Source organism: Streptomyces sp. NPDC003248, assembly GCF_055563235.1.
Map to the genome: position 1 here is coordinate 387,515 of NZ_JBVHDT010000007.1, position 18,777 is coordinate 406,291.

Genomic DNA, 18,777 nt, shown 5'->3' on the forward strand with positions numbered 1-18,777 from the left:
GCGCGGATTTTCACAGCCTTTCCACTGCTTCCGCCGCCGATCACTAAACACCGACATACGAGGAGTCAGGTCTTGAGGAGCAGGCGTGCATTCATAGCGGGATCCGTGGCGACGGGACTCGCGGTCGCCGGCGGAGCCGCCTTCCAGGCCTCGGCGGCCGCCGAGGAGAACGGCGGGGCCGCCCCCCGGCACGGACGTGTCCGCGGTGTCACCGCCATCACACAGGTCTACGGAGACGGCCAGAAGTTCGTGGCGGTGGCGGTGGAGTACGACCGCGACATCGCCGACCGTCACCTGACGACGTCCACGTTCGCGGTCGACGGCCGGACGGTCACCGGCGTGTACGCCAACCGTGCCGCGGAGCGCGCCGACCACGGCCGGGACGGCCGCTTCGTCATCGTCGAACTGTCCCCCGACGACGCCGACGCGGCGCTGTGGGCGACCGGAGGGGGCGGCGGGGCGCCCTCCGCCTCACCCAGCGCCACCGCTTCCGCCTCGGCTTCTGCCTCAGCCACGGACTCCGCTTCCGCTTCGGCTTCTGCTTCGGCTTCTGCTTCGGCTTCTGCTTCGGCTTCTGCTTCGACTTCCGCTTCTGCGAGCGCCACCGCGCAGAGCGGCCCGACCATCCGCACCCCGTCGGCCACCCTGACCCAGACCGGAACCGTCTCCACCACCGACGGGCACCGCTACGAGGCCGACGGCACCGTCCTGAGCACCGACCGGGTCGTCAACCCGATCGTGGACGACTTCCGCCAGTTCACCTTCGAGGACCCGGAGACCGGCGAGAGCCTCGACTACAACCTCTTCGTCCCGCGCGACTACGACCCGCGCAAGCGGTACCCGCTGGTGCTGTTCATGCATGATGCGAGCGTCGTCGGGGCGCCCGTGCTCGGCCCGCTGGTCCAGGGGCTGGGCGCCGTGTGCTGGGCGAGCGAGGAGGACCAGGCGGAGCGGGAGTGCTTCGTGCTGGCGCCGCAGTACCCCTCGGTGGTCGTCGAGGACGACTACCGGCCCACCGCCCTGTTCGACGCCACCGTCCATCTGGTCGAACACCTGACCTCGACGTACGGCATCGACCCGAAGCGCCGCTACGCCACCGGTCAGTCGATGGGCGCCATGATGTCGCTGGGCTTCGGCATCCGCCACACCGACGTGTTCGCGGCCCTGTACGTCGTCGCCGGCCAGTGGCCGGCCGAGCAGGCCGTTCCGCTGGCCACGAAGAAGATGTGGGTCCACGTCTCCGAGGGGGACACCAAGGCGTTCCCCGGCGAGAACGCCATCATGCGGGTCATCGAGGCGGAAGGCACCGAGGTGGCCACCGCGGCCGGCTGGGACGCCCGGTCCACCCAGGCCGAGTTCGCCGCGGCCGTCCGGGCGATCGAGGCCCAGAAGGCGCCGGTGCAGTACACCACGTTCCTGAAGGGCACCGTCGCCGGGAGCGACGGCAACGCCGGTTCCGAACACATGGGAACGTGGCGGTACGCCTACAGCATCCCCGGGATACGGGACTGGGTCTTCCGCCAGTCCCTGTAGGCCGCTGTCGGGCGTCAGGGGACGGGCCCCACCGCCGGCGAACAGCCCGGCTGCGAGCCGGTGCCCGGGCCGGGGCCGGTGCAGCGGGTTCCGCCGGGCCGTTCGGCCAGGGGGCCGGCGCCGGCCTTGACGCCGTACGCCGCCGGGCGCGGGACATGGTGGTCCTCCCTGCCGGGGAGCGGGGTCAGCAGCCGCCGGGGGCGGCCGGGGCTCCGACGCCGATCCGCACGGCGGCGGGGGCGGCGCAGCATCCGGCTGCCCGGCCGCCGGCGGGGGTGCCGGGGTCGTCGAACAGTCCGGAGCCGCCGCACACGCCGGTTTCGGGCAGGGTCAGTTCGACGCGGTCGGCCGCGTCCAGGTCGCCGGCGACGGCGGCGACGACGGAGCGGACCTGTTCGTAGCCGGTCATGGCCAGGAAGGTGGGGGCGCGGCCGTAGGACTTCATGCCGACCAGGTGGACGCCGTTCTCGGGGTGGGCGAGTTCGCGGTGGCCGTGGGGGCGGACGGTGCCGCAGGAGTGCTGGTTGGGGTCGATCAGCGGGGCGAGGGCGACGGGGGCCTGGAGGCGCTCGTCCAGTCCGAGGCGGAGTTCGGCGAGGAAGGACAGGTCGGGGCGGAAGCCCGTCAGCACGATCACCTCGTCCACCGGCTCCGAGCGGCGGCCGTCCTCGGCGACCAGGATCAGGCGGCCGTCGGCGTCCCGCTCGAACGCCTCGGTGCGGAAACCCGTGACGGCGTCGGCGTGGCCGTCGTCCACGGCGGCCTTCGCCGCCAGGCCGAGGGCGCCGCGCGCGGGCAGCCGGTCGGCTTCCCCGCCCCCGAAGGTGGTGCCGGAGATGCCCCGGCGCAGGACCCACACGGCGTGCGTGCCCGCGCCGTCGTCGGACTTCGCGAGGTCGGCGAGGGAGGCCAGCGCGGTGAACGCGGAGGCGCCCGAGCCGATCACGGCGGTGCGCCGTCCGGCGTACCGGGCGCGGACGGCCGGGTCGGCCAGGTCCGGGACGCGGTAGGTGATCCGGTCGGAGGCCGCCGCCTCGCCGAGGGCGGGCAGGCCGCTGCCGCCGGCCGGGCCGGGCGTGGTCCAGGTGCCCGAGGCGTCGATCACCGCGCGGGCGGACAGGCGCTCCTCGCCGCCGTCGGCGTGCCGGACGTGGACGACGAAGGGCTGCGCTTCGCGGTCGGCGTCGACGACGCGGTCCCGTCCGGCCCGGGAGACGCCGGTCACCCGGGCACCGGTGCGGACGCGCTCGCCGAGGGCGGCGGCGAGCGGGGCCAGGTAGAGGTCGGCCCAGTCGCCGCCGGACGGGCAGGTCGCCGTGTCGGGCCGCACCCAGCCGGTCGACGCGAGGAGTTTCTCGGCGACGGGGTCGACGACCTCGCCCCAGGGGGAGAACAGCCGCACGTGGGACCACTCGCGCACCCCCGCGCCGGCCGCCGCACCGGCTTCCAGGACCAGGGGTTCGATGCCGCGGTCGACCAGGTGTGCGGCGGCGGCCAGGCCGATCGGACCGGCCCCGATCACGATGACGGGCAGTTCGGTGGTGGGCGGGGTCACGGCGACTCCTTGCCTGTTTCGACGTTTGTCGATGCCTTGCCGTGATCCAGGATGGCACCGGCATCGACAAGCGTCAACATAGACATTCGTCGAAATGAGAGGCGCTTCGGCCGCCAGGCCCTCCGACCGCCAGGCCCTCCGACCGCCCGCCCGGCGCGCGGCCGCCCCTCCCCGCCCTGCTTCGACGCGTGTCAACATAGACGCATGTCGATGACGAAGGCGCTGCCGCTGCCCGAATCCGGCGACCGCGACGTGACGCCGTGCTGCCCGCCGCTGACCGAGCGCCCCATGACCGCCGAGGAGGCCGCGACGGCCGCCCGTATGTTCAAGGCGCTCGGCGATCCGGTCCGGCTGCGGCTGTTCTCCGCGGTGGCCTCCCACGAGGGCGGCGAGGCGTGCGTGTGCGACATCTCCGACGTCGGCGTCTCCCAGCCGACCGTCTCCCACCACCTGAAGAAGCTCAAGGACGCCGGACTGCTCACCTCGGAGCGGCGCGGCACATGGGTGTACTACCGGGTCGAGCCGTCCGTCCTCGCGGCGATGGGCCGGCTGCTGGCGCCGCCGGCGACGGCGGCGTGACCGGCGACCGGGGGCGGGGGAGGCCGACGGGCGCGTCGAGTGCGGTGATCGTGCCGCCGGCCCGTCCGCGCGGCAGCCGCACCCCCGCGGAGGTGACAGCCGCGCGGCCCGCTCACCCGACCGGGGCCTGGCTCCGATCGGCGAACTTCCGGCGCCAGGCCAGGGAGACGTACACCAGCGCCACCAGGACGGGGACCTCGATGAGCGGGCCGACGACGCCGGAGAGCGCCTGGCCGCTGGTGACGCCGAAGGTGCCGATGGCGACCGCGATGGCCAGCTCGAAGTTGTTGCCCGCCGCGGTGAACGCGAGGGTCGCGGTGCGGTCGTAGGTGAGGCCGATGGCCTTGCCCAGGGCGAACACGCCGAACCACATCACCGCGAAGTAGACCAGCAGCGGCAGGGCGATGCGGACGACGTCCAGCGGGCGCGAGGTGATCGTCCCCCCTTGCAGGGCGAAGAGGACGACGATCGTGAACAGCAGCCCGTACAGGGCCCACGGTCCGGCCTTCGGCAGGAACCGCCGCTCGTAGGACTCGCGGCCGAGCCGCCTCTCCCCGATGCGGCGGGTGAGGAACCCGGCGACCAGCGGAACGCCCAGGAAGACGACCACGTTCAGCGCGATCCTCCCCGGGGAGACGTCCAGGTGCTCGCCGTCGCCGAGGCCGAGCCGGCCGGGCAGCAGGTCGAGGTAGAACCAGCCCAGCAGGCCGAACGCGATGACCTGGAAGACGGAGTTGAGCGCGACGAGGACGGCGGCGGCCTCCCGGTCGCCGCAGGCGAGGTCGTTCCAGATGATCACCATGGCGATGCAGCGGGCCAGGCCGACGACGATCAGGCCGGTGCGGTACTCGGGCAGGTCCGGCAGGAAGATCCAGGCGAGCGCGAACATCACCGCCGGTCCGACGACCCAGTTGACGACCAGCGACGACACCATCAGCTTCTTGTCGCCGGTGACCGCGTCCAGGCGGTCGTAGCGCACCTTCGCCAGAACCGGGTACATCATGACCAGCAGTCCGAGGGCGATGGGCAGGGAGATCCCGCCGATCTCGACCTCGGCGAGCACGTCGTCCAGGCCGGGGACCAGCCGGCCCAGCCCCAGGCCGACGGCCATCGCGGCAAGGATCCACACGGCCAGGTAGCGGTCCGGGGTCGAGAGCCCGGCGGCGACCGGGACGTCCCCGGTCCGTGCGGCGGGCCGGGCGGGGGTCACGGACAGGCCCGCTTGGCGCCGGCGGTGGCGCGGGCGGTGGCGGCGAGGTCGGCGAACCGGGCGGCCAGGCCCTCGACGACCTCGGGCTTGAGCCGGTAGTAGGTGAACCGGCCGCACGGCTCGGTGTCCACCACCCCGGCCTCGCGCAGCACCTTCAGATGGTTGGACAGGTTCGTCTGTCTGGCGCCCGTCTCCTCCACCAGGTGCGTGGTGCACAGGGTCTCGCGGGCCAGCAGGGTCACGATCCGGAGCCTGAGCGGGTCGGCCAGCACCCGGATCAGTTCAGTGTCGACTGACGTCAGCATGGACTGATACTGTCACATCATCGGGCGCTGATACCAGCCTGGGCCGACCCACCCGCCGCCCGCCCCGCGAAGGAGGAACCGATGTCCGCCCCGCTCGCCTCCGTGCTGTTCGTCTGCGTCCACAACGCCGGCCGCTCACAGATGGCCGCCGGATTCCTCGACCACCTGGCCGGCGACCGGATCGAGGTCCGTTCCGCCGGATCGATGCCGGGCGACCGGGTCAACGCCGCCGCCGTCGAGGCCATGAGGGAAGCCGGCGTCGACATCTCCGCCGCCACTCCGAAGGTCCTCACCACCGAGGCCGTCCGGGCGTCCGACTACGTCATCACCATGGGCTGCGGCGACGCCTGCCCCGTCTTCCCCGGCAAGGAGTACCTCGACTGGGCTCTGGAAGACCCCGCCGGCAAGGGTGTCGAAGCCGTCCGCCCGATCCGCGACGAGATCAGGACCCGCGTCGAAGCCCTCATCGCCGCGATCGACGCCCGCCACGAGGCCTGACGGCCACGGCCCCGCCGCCGGCGCCCCATGCGCCCCCTGCGCCGCCTGCCCGCGCCGACGCCCTGAGGCTCACAGGTGAATCGGCGATTCACAGGAGAATCAGATCCCGCATCAATGTCGTTCACAGCGACAAACGGTCGACTTCAGCCCGTCCACGCAACGGCAGCAGGACTCCCCCACCGTCCAGATTGTCCGGAGCATGACAATCGCAGTGCTGAAGTGGTGTCCGGGGTTCTGCGAGCCCTCCTCCCGAAGGGACCGGGTAGATGCCAGAAGACAGCAACAATCCCAGGTTACGCAGCAATTGGACACGGGCGGGCGTCGCCCTCGCCGCGGGAGCGGCCCTCCTCTTCGGAGGGGGCTACGTCCACGCGAACGCGGCGACCGGCCAGAGCGACTCCGCCAGCGCGTCGGCGGCCACGGCCGTGTCCACCGCGGCGGTCTCGGACGTGGTCACCGCGGCCGACGCCTTTGTGGACACCCTGTCCACGAGTCAGCAGGGACAGGTTCTCCTGGGCTTCACGGAGGCGAACGCCACCGCCTGGTCGAACCTCCCCTGCGGTTCCTCCTGCCGGGTCGGCATCCAGCTCGGCTCGCTCAGCACCGCGCAGCTGACCGCCGCGAAGGCGGTGCTGAAGGCGGCCGCGGGCACCGCCAGTGGTACCGGGTACGACCAGATCTCGCAGGTCCTGGCGGCCGACGACGTCCTCGGCCAGAGCGCGAGCGGCTACGGCAGCGGCAACTACTACCTGGCCTTCCTCGGCACCCCGAGCGAGACCGGCACCTGGCAGCTGCACTTCGGCGGACACCACCTCGCGGTGAACCTCACCTACGGGGGCGGCGAGGTCACCGGTGCCAGCCCGTACTTCGTCGGGGTGGAGCCGAGCAGCTGGACCTCGAACGGCACCACGTACGCGCCGCTGAGCGGACAGCGCAACGGCCTGCTCGCCCTGCTGAGCAGCCTGAGCAGCAGCCAGCTCACCCAGGCCAAGCTCTCGCAGTCCTTCGGTGACGTGCTGCTCGGCCCGGGCAAGGACGGACAGTTCCCGACGACCAAGGTGGGCCTCCCGGTCAGCGGGCTCAGCAGCGCCCAGAAGCAGCTGGTCCTCGCGGCCATCACCCCGTGGGTCAAGGTCGTCGACGACTCGACCTCGTCCGAGCTGCTGGCCGCCTACGAGTCGGAACTCGACCAGACCTACATCGCGTACTCCGGCAACGCCGGCCTGAGCAGCCAGGGCGACTACGTGCGCATCGACGGGCCGGGCGTGTGGATCGAGTTCGTCTGCCAGAACGGTGTGATCTACCGCAACCAGGTGCATTACCACACCGTGTACCGCGACCACACCCGCGACTACGGCGGGGAGTTCTCCTTCTGATGAACCGTCCGCCGCTCTCGATGTCACCGGCGCCGCGGTCGGCGCCGCGCAGGGTGGCCGGGATGGTGGTGGCGGTCCTGGCGGCGCTGCTCTTCGCGGCGCCGCCGTCCGCCGCGCATCCCATGCCGCACTCGGTCGTGGTCCTCGACGTGCACGAGGCCTCGGTGACCGCCGAACTCGCCCTCCCGGTCGCCGACTTCGCCACGGCCAGCGGTATCGCCCTGGACGACACGACCACGGCGCGACAGCTCTCGGCCCGCGCCGCCGAGGTCCGCCGCTATCTGACCGCACACCTGCACCCCGCCACCGGCGAGGGCACGGCATGGGACGTGACCGTCGGGTCCATGGCTCTCGGCCGGGCGGAGCAGACCTCCACCGGTGTCTACCGCGAACTGACCGTCCGGGCCACTCTCACACCGCCGCCCGGCGGGGACCCGCGCCGCTTCGTCCTCGGCTACGACGCCGTCGTCCACCAGGTCGTCACCCACACCGTCCTGGTCTCCGTCCGCCAGGACTGGGCCGCCGGCCGGGTCGGTGAGGAGGGCCAGGACACCACGACCCAGGTCGGTGTCATCAGCACCGACACCCGGACCATGACCGTGGCCCCGCTCACCGTCGACCTCGACGACGCGAGCGTCTGGCGCGGCACCTGGGCCATGTTCCGGCTCGGCGCCGACCACATCCTCGAAGGCACCGACCACCTGCTGTTCCTGCTCATCCTGCTGCTGCCCGCACCCCTGTCGGCGGCCCGGAACCGCTGGCGCGGGCTCGTGGACACCCGGACCGCCGTCATCCGCATCGCCCGCACCACCCTCGCCTTCACCTGCGGGCACTCGATCGCGCTCGCCGTGAGCGCGGTCGGCCGCCTCGACGTCCCGGCCCAGCCGGTGGAGGCGTTCATCGCCCTGAGCATCCTCGTCGGCGCCGTCCACGCCGTCCGTCCGCTCTTCCCGGGGCGGGAAGCCGTCGTCGCGGGTGTCTTCGGCCTCGGGCACGGCCTGGCCTTCTCGCTCACCCTCGCCGAGATGGACCTCTCCACCACGCAACTGGTCCTCAGCCTCACGGGGTTCAACCTCGGCATCGAGTGCATGCAACTCCTCCTCGTCCTGCTCGCCCTGCCGAGCCTGATGTGCCTCACCCGGCTGCCGAGGCACTCCGCCGTGCGCATCGCCTGCGCACTGCTGACCGCCGGCTTGGCCCTCGGCTGGCTGCTCGACCGCCTCGGCCTGGCCAACCCCGTCGCGGGCGCCGCGGACAGCGCCGGGACGCACACGTCCCACCTGCTCGTCGTCCTCACCGCCACCGCCCTGCTCGCCGTCCTCCGGATGATCACCGTCCGCCGTCGCGGCGAGGGCACCGGAAGGAGGACCGGCACAGGACCCGCGGTCACCGCGGGACGGCTGGACTGACGGTTCGCCGTCGGGGCGCACGCGTGGCCGGACACGGACCGCTCACCCCGACGGAGCCGGCGTTCGCCCACGGGCCGCGGCGAGTCGAACCCGCGCATGGTCCTCAGCTGAGCGCCCGGTTCAACGGCCGCGGGCGGATCGGCCGGACGTCGTCAGCGTCAGGACGACGAGGCCGACGCCCGTGGCGGCGAGGCCGCCGACGAGGAGAGCGCCGCGCGCCCCCCAGGACGCGCCGACGGCTCCCACGGCCGGTGCGCCGACGACCGTGCCGCCCAGCCAGCCGATCGACCAGAGCGACAGCACCCGCCCACGCATCTGCGGTGCGGCTCCCAGTTGCATCAGTGTCTTGGCCGAGGAGTTGAACGTGATGGAGGCCGCGCCGACGAAGACCAGGGCGACCAGCGCCACCGCCAGTGTCGGCGCCAGGGCCGCGGCGCAGATCAGCGCTCCCCAGATGACCGCCGACACCGACAGGGAGCGGACGCCGAGCCGGCGGCGGCGTACCGCGGCGAAGCCTCCCAGGACCGCGCCGGCGCTCATCACGGCCATCGCGGCACCGTAGCCGGTGGGGCCGACGTGGAAGGCCGATGTGGTCAGCAGCGGCAGACTGACGGGGAACTCCCAGGTGAGGATGCCGGTCACGTACACCATCGCCATGGGATACAGCAGCTCGGGTGTGTGCCGGACGTAGGCGACGGCGGCGCGGATCTGGCCTTTGGCGCGGACCTCGCGCTCCGCCGGATGCATGTCCGCCCTCCGCAGCATGAGCAGGCTGGCGATGACGGCCAGGAACGAGACGGTGTCCAGGGCGAAACAGGGGGTCACCCCGAGTGCGGCGATGACCATGCCGGCGAGGCCCGGTCCGACGAGTTTGGCGGTGTTGATGAAGGTGGAGTTGATGGCGATCGCGTCGGCCAGGTGTTCGCGGTCGACGAGTTCGCTGATCAGGCTCTGCCGGGCGGGGTTGTCGAAGACGTTGGTGAGGCCGACCGTCAGCATGAGCAGGATGAGCAGCGGCAGGGTCATCAGGCGCGCCCAGCTCAGGACGGTGAGCACCGCGGCCTGGACGGCGAAGCAGACCTGAGTGGCCGTCAGCAGCGTCCGGGTGTCATGGCGGTCCACCACCAGTCCGCCCCAGACGCCGAGCAGCAGGACGGGCAGGTACCGGGCGCCGGTCACGATGCCGAGCATCGTCCCGCTGTGCGTCAGTTGCAGGGTCAGCCAGCCGACGGCGATGTTCTGCATCCAGTTGCCGACCACGGACGTGGTCTGTCCGAGCGCGTACAGCCGGTAGTTCCTGATGCGGAGCGACGCGAAGCCGCTGAGGCGGGGGGTGTCTTCGTGCGGGGGCGCGTGGCGTCCCCCGAGGAAGGGCCCGCCACGGCGGGCGGTCATCGGCGCACCCGCCCCACTGCGGGAGCGGGGCCGGTCACCGGTGCCGGGAAGGGCTGCGGCGGTCCCGGCCACGGCGGTGGCGGTGTGAGGCGCGGGAGGCGGTGCGTCGGGTGCGGACGCGTCGTTCCGCCGGCCGCCGCGCGCGCGGAAGGAGGGGCGGCGGTCGGCCGCGAGTGCGTCATGGGGCTTCGTCTCGAACCGGGCGGGGGGCCGGACGGGGTGGTCCGGCCCAGGAGGTGAGGTGGACGGGGTTCGGGCTGCGACGGCGCGTCCGGCGGCCGCGGGACCGGGAGTCCGCTGGACCCCGGGTCCGGCACGGCCGCGGGACGCCGTCACCCGGTTCAGCCGCTCTTGCCCCTCGACCGCCGGTCCCCCAGGCCGAGACGCCTCAGGGCCAGCGTGTCCAGGCCGGTGAGGATGCCGTTGAGGATGAGCGTCATCGCCACCAGGATGATCAGGCCCGCGAACTCGGTCGGAGCGTCGAGGTTCGTGGCCGCGGTGAAGAGCTCGTGGCCGATGCCCTCGGTGGAGGCGATGAACTCACCGCCGATGACGCCGAGGATCGCCAGCGGCCCGCCCGTCTTGAGCGCCGCGAAGAACGGTGCGGCCAGCGTGGGCAGCGTCACGTAGCTGAGCACATGGTGCCGGCGTCCGCCCATCACCTGGACGATCTCGACGAGTTCGCGTTCCCGCAGCCGCAGGCCCAGGTAGACGTTGTAGAAGACCACGAAGGCCACGCCCGCGGCCGCGATCGTGATCTTCGACATGGGGCCGATGCCGAAGAACAGCAGGAAGAGCGGCGCGAGAGCGATCTTGGGGATGCCGTTGACGGCCGCGATCAGCGGCTCGAACACGCGGCCGGCGAGCGGCACCGAGCCCAGTACCAGGCCCATCACGGTGCCGATCGCCACACCGATCCCGAAACCGGCCACGATCTCGAAGGCCGTCGTCTTGATGTCGGTCCATCCGGCCGACGAGCCGAGCAGCGTCCACAGGGCGTGCGACACGTCGGTCGGCTTGCTGACGGCGTACTCCGGCAGGACGGGTCCGCTCATCACCTGCCAGAGGACGAGCGTCAGGGCGATCACCGCGAGGCGCAGGACCACCACCAGGGCGGTGCCCCGCCACTCGCTGTTCCCGGCGCTCGCCGTCCGGGGCGCCTTCACCTCGGTCTTGCTTTCTGCACTGCTGGTAGCAGTCGCCATCGTCTGCTCCTTTCAGTTCGCGGGTGTGGCAGGCCCGGCCGTCTCACGGCAGGTACTTGTTCGTCCAGTCGTCGCTGGTGACCTCGGCGCCCGCGGGCAGCGTCCCCAGGCTGTCGAGGAACGCCATGGTCTTCTTCCAGCCGGCGGCGTCCATCGCGCCGCTCGCGGGCCAGTCGACCTGCTGGAGGCTGGCCTGCACGACGCTGTCCGGCACGCCCTTGAGCGACTTCTGCGCGGCCTTCAGCACCGTCCGGTCGTTGCTGTCCTCGAGGTGCGTGTCCATGTAGGCCGTGGCCTGCTGGACCGCCGTGACGAACTTCTTCACGACGTCGGGGTGGGCGCCGGCGTAGCTCTTCTGCGTGACCACGACCTGTCCGTAGCCGGCCTGTGCGGCGGCCCACTCCGGAACCTTGAACGGGTCGGCGACCACGACACCGTCCCCGTCGTTCTGGATCTGCAACGGGATCGGCTCCGAGGTGACGAACCAGTCGATCTGGCCGCTGTTGATGGCGGCCTTGTCCGCGGCCGGGCTCGGCAGCGACACCCACGTCACCTTCTTGTCGGGATCGACGCCGTACTTGTCGAGGAAGATGCCGGCCTCGGCCTTGGTGTTGGCCGAGCTGGCGCCGCCGGTGGAGCCCGCCAGCGCCTTGGCCACCTGCTCGGCAGGAGACTCCGCGGTCAGCTCGTGGGCGTCGGCGAACTTCTTGCTGACCACGAGACCGAGCGGGTTGCCCAGACCGTCGGCGGAGACCGCGATCTGCGGGAGCCCCTTGGCGAGGGCGGACACGAACCCGGTGGGGCTGCTGTCGAAGAACTGCACCGACCCCGACTGGAGCGCCGAGGGGCCGGTGGCCGCGGTCAGCGTCACGAACTTCACCTCCAGGCCCTGCTTGCGGAAGTAACCGTTGGCGTCGGCCACCTGGAGCGGGGTGTCGAAGATGCTGCCTCCGCCACCGACCGTGACCTGGACGAGTCCGTCCGAGGTCGTGGTGGTGCCGGAGCCGCCGCCGCAGGCGGTGAGCAGCGCCGGGGCGAGCAGGGCGGCCGAGGCGAGGGCGAGATGCCGGCGGGTCCCACCGGGCCGCGGCCGGGTCCCTCTGCGGGCCGCGGAAGTGGTCAGGTCGTCGTGCGTCATGAGCGGTCTCCTGTCACCAAGCGTGCTGAGCAAGGAAGAAGCGTTTCCAGAAGTCGAACCGGGGCGGGTCCGCCAGGGGGATCGGGCCGAAGCCCGCACCGACCTCCATGACGGCCGGGGTGTCGGGTGACCACGCGGGCCAGTGCGGCAGGCCCGGGCCGTTGGGGTCACCGGTGGCCGCGAAGTTGGCCCAGTAGCCGCTCATCGTCTCCGCGACGGCGCGGTCCTCGTGGGTCCACTCGGCGTGCCGGGGCTGGAGGTTGCCCCACACGAAGTCGATCTCGGAGCCGTGCGAGGCGCGGCGGGCGCCCTGTCCCGCCGGGGCGGCGTAGGTCCAGAAGTACGTGTACACCGGCCGGACCGCGTGTGCGGTCCAGTCCTTCGCCCACAGCCAGGTGGAGATCCTGGCGTTGTCGCGCACCGCGGCGCAATGGGCGTGCGCCGCTTCGTCGTCCGTGGTCGCGGGGTAGAGCCGGAGGAACTCGTCGGCCATCGCCCCGAACTTGAGCCGGGAGGCGTCGACGTAGTCCTTCCACGTCAGGTGCACCGGCGGCGCGCCCGGCCGCCATGCCTTCCGCCCGAGCGACCGGTACTCCGCGAAGGCGCTCGCGGGCACCGCCCCGCCCTCGTCGAGGTTGTTCCCCGCCAGGTACCAGACGTCGTTCTGCGATCCCTCGGCATACGTCTCCTCGTAGCCGCCCGGAAGCACCCAGCCGTCGACGACCGGACGGAACAACGGGGGTCTGGCGGGGCCGCCCGTGTCGACGGCGCTGTCGACCGCGGAGGCGTCCCCCTCCACCAGCCGCTGCCAGGGCAGCGACCTCAGCTGGTCGAGGGTCCGCGCCCCGCGCCCCGCCGCGTAGCGGGCGCCGGCGGCCTCGGCGTCGGCCAGGGTCCGGTAGGAGGTGCCCAGATACCGCAGGTCGGGGTCGCGTGCGTGGCGGGCGTGGCTCTGCGCGACGGCCCGGTGGAAGAGGCCCTTGGCCAGCGGTGACATGCTCAGGAAGTTCACCGATCCGGCGCCGGCCGACTGCCCGGCGATCGTGACCCGGCCGGGGTCGCCGCCGAAGTGCGCGATGTTGCGCCGGACCCACTTCAGCACCGCGATCTGGTCGAGCAGTCCGTAGTTGCCGGAGGCGCGGTGTCCGGACTCCTCGCTGAGTTCGGGTGTCGCCAGGAAGCCGAAGGCGCCCAGACGGTAGTTGAAGGTGACCACCACGACGCCCTTGCGGGCCAGGGTCTCGCCGTCGTACCGGGCGTCGGCCCCCGTACCGACCCGGAAGCCGCCGCCGTGGATCCACACGAGCACCGGGCGCAGTTGCCCGTCCGGGGGGTTCGCCCCGGTCCAGACGTTGAGGCGCAGGCAGTCCTCGCTCATCGGCAGGCCGTCGCCGTCCGGCCCGGACCCCGGTACCTGCGGGCACATGGGGCCGAATCTGACGGCCTCGTGCACCCCGGACCAGGGCACCGGGGGCCGGGGCGGCCGCCAGCGGAGGTCGCCGACCGGGGGTGCCGCGTAGGGGATGCCGCGGAAGACGGTGATCGACCGGTCCCGCCCCGGTATGCCACCGACCAGTCCCGCTTCGGTCTTCACTGGCTGGTGCATGGTCTCTCTTCCTGGTGGGTGCGGGACGACTCGTCGGTCGGCCCGGCTGGTGGGCCCGGCTGGTGGATCCCGGAGGGTGTCCCAGGTGGCCGGAGGCGCGGCAGGCCGTCGCGGGAGCGCGAGGAGCCGGGCTTCCTCAGCCGTCCGCGGCCGAGGCGGTGCGCTCCTGGTGCGCCCGCAGCAGCAGCGCCCGGCGGGCGGAGGCGACGTGGTGGAACATGGCGGCGACGGCCGCCGGGGGGTTGCGGGTGATGATGGCCAGGAGGATGGCCTGGTGCTCCTCCAGCGATCCGGTGCGCGGGTGCGGGGCGGACAGGTTGCGGTACTGGCGCATCACCAGGGGGTACAGCAGGGTGTCGTAGGCCCGTGCCAGGGTCTGCTGGTGCGCGGCCTCCTTCACCTGCTGGTGGAAGCGCCGGTTTCCTCGGGAGTAACCCGCCGCGTCCCCGCGGGACTTGCAGTCCTCCATCAGCTCCAGCGTCTCGCGCAGCTCGCGGATCTCGTCCTCGGTGGCCCGCTCGGCTGCCTTGCCCGCCAGGGCGGATTCCAGCGTCTCGCGCGCCTCCAGGATGTCCGCGGCCTCCTCGACCGAGAAGCTGCGGGTGCGCACCCCCCGGTTGACCTCACTGGTGACGTAGCCCTCCTGGGTCAGCCGGACCAGGACCGCCCGCATGGTGCTGCGCGAGACGCTGAACATCCGGGTCAGGTCGGCCTCGGTGAGCCGGGTGCCCGGTTCGACGCTGCCCGAGAGCAGCAGCGAGCGCAGCCCTTCGTAGGCCTGGCTCTGCCGGGTCAGCAGCGTCCGGCCCGCGTGGTCGTCGAAACCGTTGGAATCCACCGTGATCACCCTGTAGGTCTGGTCGGAGAGGACGGCTGCCGGCGGGAGGGGTCCGGCGCGTGGCCGGGCCTCGACGACGGCAGGACGGCCGCGGTCGGAGGGTCAGGCGCGGACGAGCCCGGGATACAGTCGCCGGGCCGTGCCCGCGAAGATCTCCTGACGGTCCTGTTCCGGCAGCCCGGCGAGGACGTCCTCGGCGAGGGCGCGAAGTTCGGGCAGGGACTGCTCGGCCGCCGGCAGGTTCGACCCCCAGGCGATCCGCCCCGCGCCGAACGCCTCGACGACCGGCCCGAGGAAGTCACCCGCCCGGTCCCCGGCGTCCCGGAGCCGCTCCAGGTTGCGGTGGGTGAGCTTGAGGTGCAGGCCCGGGTGCACGCCGAGCTCCGCGACCTCGGCGCCGGCGCGGGCGGGCGAGGCGGCGATGTCGGGGTAGCCGATGTGGTCCAGGAGCACCTTGACGCCCGGGAACCGCTCCAGGAGCTCCACCAGTTGCCGGGTGGCCGGGCCGAGGCGCATCTGGAGGCAGACCGGCAGGTCCAGTTCCCCGGCCTGCTCCCAGAAGGGGAACGTCTCCGGGGCGACGAACCACTCGCCCTGGGTGGGTACGGTGCTGCCGCTGGTGAACAGCCGTACCCCGGCCAGGCCGCCCTCGCCGACCGCGGCCTTGAGCGAGGCGGCGGCGTCCGGGCGCAGCGGGTCGACGGTGCCGACGGCGACGAACCGCTCCGGCCGGTGCCGGCTGCTGTCGAGCACGTACGCGTTGTCGTAGCCGTAGTTCGTGGTGGCCTGCACCAGGACGGCCTGGGCTATGCCGGCGTCGTCCATGCGGCTGACCATGCCGTCGGCGGTGACGGGCCGGGTCGCGGCCCACTCCGACTGCTTGCCCCCGATCGGAGCCTTGGGGTAGCGGGTCAGGTCATCGGAGATGATGTGGCAGTGTGCGTCGACGATGTCCACGTCGGGGTGCTCCCTTGTCTTCGGTGGGTGCTGTGCGGGCCGGCTCAGGCGTCCGGGTAGTCGCCCGGCGCGAACAGCGAGGGCAGGTCGGCGGGGAACTCCGGGTCGAGCAGCCCCTGGTCCTTGGCGAAGCGCACCATCGCCGTGAGGCTGGGCTCGTTGGCCGCGATGCCGTAGGGGACGGGGTCGCCGCCGATCTGCTGCCCCTGGCGGGCCAGTCGGGGCACCGCGGACCACGCGGGCTGGGCGGAGAGGTGGCGGCGCTTGCTCTCCGCGAACGCCGCGTACAGCGCGGTCGCCAGAGCGGGGTCGCGTTCCACGAGCTCGGAGCGGAGCGCGATCAGCGAGTGCAGCGGGTAGACGCCGGTGCGCAGGTAGTGGTCCACGGCGAGCGTGCCGGCCTCGGGGAAGAGCGGGTACGGGCCGTCGTCGCCACCGGCCTCCGGTTCGGCCGACGCCGTCCAGCCGGCCCGGGGTGCGCCCGCCCGGCCGGTCCCGGCGTTGCCGGTCAGCGCGGCGTCGATCTCCCCGGCGCGCAGCAGCTCGCCCAACGAGCGCCCGTCGGTGACCCGTTCGACGTTGGCGGGGACACGGCCCTCGACGTGGTCGTCGTCGTCGACCACCCAGGTGATCTTGTCGATGTCGACGCCGTACTCGTCGCGCAGCACGCCGCGCACCCATACGCCGGTGCTGACCGAGTAGGCGCGCACGCCGACCCGGCGTCCCTCCAGGTCGCGCGGCACACGGATGCGGGAGCCGGCGGCGCACTGCACGTCGCCGTGGTGGAAGCGCCGGTTGAGGAACACCGGGACCGCCGTCAGCGCCACGCCCGCCTGGCGTGCCATCAGATAGGAGACCGGTGCCAGTTCGCAGACGTCGAACTCCAGGTCCCGGATCATCCTCCGGTAGGCGCCGATGACCGGTGCGACCTGCACCGGCTCCACCGGGTACCCGTCGATCGCGACGTCGCCGTCCAGCAGCGGCCGCGCGTGCGGGTAGTCTCCGAGAACCACTGTGAGCTTGTCCATGCCTTGTCCTCTTACGTGTGTGTCGTGGGGTCCGGCCGTCCGTGCCGCGGTCGTCAGCCGCCGAGCCGGGACGGCGGCACGCCGAGTGCCGTGCAGGTCCGCTCGACGAGTTCGTCGTAGTCCACCGGCCGCGGGATCACGTCCTGCTCCAGCGCGTAGGCGGCGGCCTTGGTGAACGCGCCGCGCAGTGCTGCGAAGCCCACGGGGTGCGGGGCGACCGGGCCGCCCTCCTCCTGGGCGGTGAGCAGCGACCGCATCGCGTCGTACGCGGCGAGGATCGCGGGACCGTGCTCCGCGGCGGCCGCCTCGGACACCCCGACGACGTGGTTGACCGGGACGAACCCCTGGTCCTTCGACCACTGTTCGGCGACCGCCCGCGCGTCGTCGACGGCGGTGCGGATGCGGTCGTCGGCGGGCAGTTCGTTGCCCATGATCCCGAAGTCCACGTTGCCGGCCAGGAAGTCCGCCGGCAGCTTGGTGCCCTCCGGCGCCCGCCGCACCCAGGACGGGTCCTCGGCGCCCTCCACGTGGTGGCCCTCGTAGGTCGTCCAGTGCGCCTTGCGCAGGTCGATGCCGTACTGCTCGGTGAGGAAGCCGCGCACCCACACGCCGGTGGTCTGGCTCCAGGCGCGGACTCCGACGCTGTGTCCCTCCACGTCGGCGACCGACAGCCCGCCGAGGGTCACCAGGGTCTGGTGCTGGTGGCGTCCGAGGGTGGTGACGGGCAGCAGCAGCACCGGCTTGCCGTGGGCGACGGCTTGCAGGACGGTCACGATGGCCAGTTCGCACAGATCCACGTCCGACGCGTTCACGAAACCGCGGGAGGCCTTGTGCACCGGCTTGATGCCGACCCGCTCCGGGTCCGCGCCCGCTTCGCGGGTCGCCGCCAGGGCGGCCGCCGCGAGATCGTCGCGGCCGAGCACCAACTTCATGTCTCTCTCCTCTTGCGTAGGTACCGGCGTCTCAGGCCTGCCGGCCGGGGTGCGCCGGGCGCGTCCCGTGGTGGCGTTCGTGGTGCTGACGCAGCAGGTCGACGCCGAAGTCGTTGCCGTTGGGGGTACGGACGACGGTGTGGATGTGCCGGCGCGAGTGGTAGTCGTTGTCGAAGAGCACGCCGGGCATGTGCTCGAACTCGACGAGGATCACCGGGCTGTGGAAGCGGTAGTAGAAGGTGCCGTCGGGGTCACCGACCCAGGCGAAACGGGTGTCGCCCTCGTGGGCGCGTACCTCCTCCATGCGCACCCGGGCGTGGTGGTCGCCGGCCCGGTTCACGTAGAGCCCTAGGAGGCGCAGTGCCGTGTCCCTCTGACCGGGCGCCATCTCGCTCAGCCGCAGTCCCTGGTGGTCGAGCTCGAAGTTGTCCCGGAAGGCCCCGACGAACAGTTCCGCCGGCATCGTGTCCGCGATGACCGCCTGTTCCCGCTGCCGGCCGTCGAGCTGGGTGAACAGCTCGTGGCCCAGTGCCTCCTCACCGCGGAAGGCCATGGTCCCGGCGTACTTCCCGGATCCGGCGATCACCGGCTCGGCGCCGAGGAAGGTGGGGGTGAGGACCATCTGGTCCCCGACGAACACGCAGTTGATGTTGACGTGGTGCCCGTCGAGCTGCCAGCCCCACGGGCCGCCGTTCTCCGGCTCGCCGTAGAGGGAGAACCAGTACAGCCACTCGTTGAGGCCGTCCGTGTTGCCGCTCAGTTCACCGATGGTGAGGTTGAGGCGCATCAGGTCGACCATCTGGCGGTACCCGTCCGCGCTGAGGCTCTCGCGGATGACGGTCAGGGCCCGCTCGCGCTGCGCGTCGTCGAACTCCTCGAGCAGCATGCCGTGCCGCAGGAAGTACCGGGCGCCGTTGTTCCAGTGGCGCCAGCTCACGTCGTCCATCGGGAACCGGCCCTCGGCGAGCTGCTTCTCCGTCAGGCCCGCCAGGTAGTCCTCCGCCGCCCGGTACACCGGGCGGACGTCCGCGCCGGTGCCGCGCAGCGGGAACAGTCCCGGCCGGATGCCGTCCGGCGTGGCCACTCCGCGGAAGGGCTCGTTCGCCGCCTTCACCCGCCAGGCGACCTTGTCGAGCAGGTCGGGTGTCCATGTCTCCGGCTTGCGCGTGGGCGGGTTGCCCCGCTTGCGCAGCCCTACCGGCTCTCCCACCGC

Annotated in this window: 17 protein-coding genes; 5 read left to right on the forward strand and 12 right to left on the reverse strand. The window is 72.3% G+C overall.

The genetic code is table 11. From position 1 onward, the window contains the following. Positions 1-105: 105 nt before the first annotated feature. Entirely contained in the window at positions 106-1,533 is a 1,428-nt protein-coding gene (locus ACZ3KJ_RS19725; protein ID WP_467528520.1) for a hypothetical protein, read from the forward strand. Positions 1,534-1,717: 184 nt separating this feature from the next. Here the strand turns inward: ACZ3KJ_RS19725 and ACZ3KJ_RS19730 are convergent, their stop codons facing one another. Beyond that, on the reverse strand, positions 1,718-3,088 hold the full coding sequence (locus tag ACZ3KJ_RS19730; protein ID WP_467528522.1) for an NAD(P)-binding domain-containing protein: 1,371 nt from the start codon (positions 3,086-3,088) through the stop codon (positions 1,718-1,720). A 204-nt stretch (positions 3,089-3,292) separates the two neighbouring features. On the opposite strand from ACZ3KJ_RS19730, the gene ACZ3KJ_RS19735 reads away from it, so the two are divergent. Beyond that, positions 3,293-3,667, forward strand: a complete 375-nt coding sequence (locus ACZ3KJ_RS19735; protein WP_467528524.1) for an ArsR/SmtB family transcription factor — start codon at positions 3,293-3,295, stop codon at positions 3,665-3,667. 112 nt (positions 3,668-3,779) lie between these two features. Here ACZ3KJ_RS19735 and arsB read toward each other — a convergent pair whose 3' ends face one another. After that, positions 3,780-4,877, reverse strand: a complete 1,098-nt coding sequence (gene arsB, locus ACZ3KJ_RS19740) for an ACR3 family arsenite efflux transporter (protein WP_467528526.1) — start codon at positions 4,875-4,877, stop codon at positions 3,780-3,782. Beyond that, complete coding sequence (locus tag ACZ3KJ_RS19745; RefSeq protein WP_467528528.1) at positions 4,874-5,182, reverse strand: ArsR/SmtB family transcription factor; 309 nt, start codon at positions 5,180-5,182, stop codon at positions 4,874-4,876. Before ACZ3KJ_RS19745 ends, arsB begins: the two co-directional genes overlap by 4 nt. Before the next feature lie 81 nt (positions 5,183-5,263). Between ACZ3KJ_RS19745 and ACZ3KJ_RS19750 the strand changes: the two genes are divergently transcribed. The 3 genes from ACZ3KJ_RS19750 (at position 5,264) to ACZ3KJ_RS19760 (ending at position 8,465) form a co-directional block, all read left to right on the forward strand. Next, positions 5,264-5,680: an arsenate reductase ArsC gene (locus ACZ3KJ_RS19750; RefSeq protein WP_467528530.1), complete on the forward strand. Its 417-nt coding sequence runs from the start codon at positions 5,264-5,266 to the stop codon at positions 5,678-5,680. A 266-nt stretch (positions 5,681-5,946) separates the two neighbouring features. Then, complete coding sequence (locus ACZ3KJ_RS19755) at positions 5,947-7,056, forward strand: DUF3500 domain-containing protein (protein ID WP_467528532.1); 1,110 nt, start codon at positions 5,947-5,949, stop codon at positions 7,054-7,056. Continuing rightward, entirely contained in the window at positions 7,056-8,465 is a 1,410-nt protein-coding gene (locus tag ACZ3KJ_RS19760) for a HupE/UreJ family protein (protein ID WP_467528534.1), read from the forward strand. The genes ACZ3KJ_RS19755 and ACZ3KJ_RS19760 overlap by 1 nt, the downstream gene beginning before the upstream one ends. Positions 8,466-8,585: 120 nt before the next feature. Here the strand turns inward: ACZ3KJ_RS19760 and ACZ3KJ_RS19765 are convergent, their stop codons facing one another. The 9 genes from ACZ3KJ_RS19765 to ACZ3KJ_RS19805 all read right to left on the reverse strand — a co-directional run bounded on the left by ACZ3KJ_RS19765 (position 8,586) and on the right by ACZ3KJ_RS19805 (position 18,774). Then, positions 8,586-9,860 carry an MFS transporter gene (locus ACZ3KJ_RS19765; RefSeq protein ID WP_467528536.1) on the reverse strand — a complete coding sequence of 425 codons (1,275 nt, stop codon included), beginning with the start codon at positions 9,858-9,860 and terminating at the stop codon, positions 8,586-8,588. A 341-nt stretch (positions 9,861-10,201) separates the two neighbouring features. Beyond that, positions 10,202-11,065: an ABC transporter permease gene (locus tag ACZ3KJ_RS19770; RefSeq protein ID WP_467528538.1), complete on the reverse strand. Its 864-nt coding sequence runs from the start codon at positions 11,063-11,065 to the stop codon at positions 10,202-10,204. Between the two features lie 43 nt (positions 11,066-11,108). Further along, complete coding sequence (locus tag ACZ3KJ_RS19775; protein WP_467528540.1) at positions 11,109-12,203, reverse strand: ABC transporter substrate-binding protein; 1,095 nt, start codon at positions 12,201-12,203, stop codon at positions 11,109-11,111. A 13-nt stretch (positions 12,204-12,216) separates the two neighbouring features. Further along, positions 12,217-13,809 carry a carboxylesterase/lipase family protein gene (locus tag ACZ3KJ_RS19780; protein WP_467528542.1) on the reverse strand — a complete coding sequence of 531 codons (1,593 nt, stop codon included), beginning with the start codon at positions 13,807-13,809 and terminating at the stop codon, positions 12,217-12,219. A gap of 136 nt (positions 13,810-13,945) precedes the next feature. Next, positions 13,946-14,647, reverse strand: coding sequence for a GntR family transcriptional regulator (locus tag ACZ3KJ_RS19785; protein WP_467528544.1), 702 nt, complete (start codon positions 14,645-14,647; stop codon positions 13,946-13,948). Positions 14,648-14,749: 102 nt separating this feature from the next. Next, positions 14,750-15,604, reverse strand: coding sequence for an amidohydrolase family protein (locus ACZ3KJ_RS19790; protein WP_467528546.1), 855 nt, complete (start codon positions 15,602-15,604; stop codon positions 14,750-14,752). Positions 15,605-15,648: 44 nt separating this feature from the next. Continuing rightward, the gene (locus ACZ3KJ_RS19795) at positions 15,649-16,632 is read right to left on the reverse strand and encodes a substrate-binding domain-containing protein (protein WP_467528548.1); all 984 of its coding nucleotides are present in this window, start codon (positions 16,630-16,632) and stop codon (positions 15,649-15,651) included. Between the two features lie 53 nt (positions 16,633-16,685). Continuing rightward, positions 16,686-17,564: a substrate-binding domain-containing protein gene (locus tag ACZ3KJ_RS19800; protein ID WP_467528550.1), complete on the reverse strand. Its 879-nt coding sequence runs from the start codon at positions 17,562-17,564 to the stop codon at positions 16,686-16,688. Positions 17,565-17,595: 31 nt separating this feature from the next. Next, positions 17,596-18,774 (reverse strand): DUF3500 domain-containing protein, encoded by a 1,179-nt coding sequence (locus ACZ3KJ_RS19805; RefSeq protein ID WP_467528552.1) that lies wholly within the window; start codon positions 18,772-18,774, stop codon positions 17,596-17,598. Between the last annotated feature and the right edge of the window lie 3 nt (positions 18,775-18,777).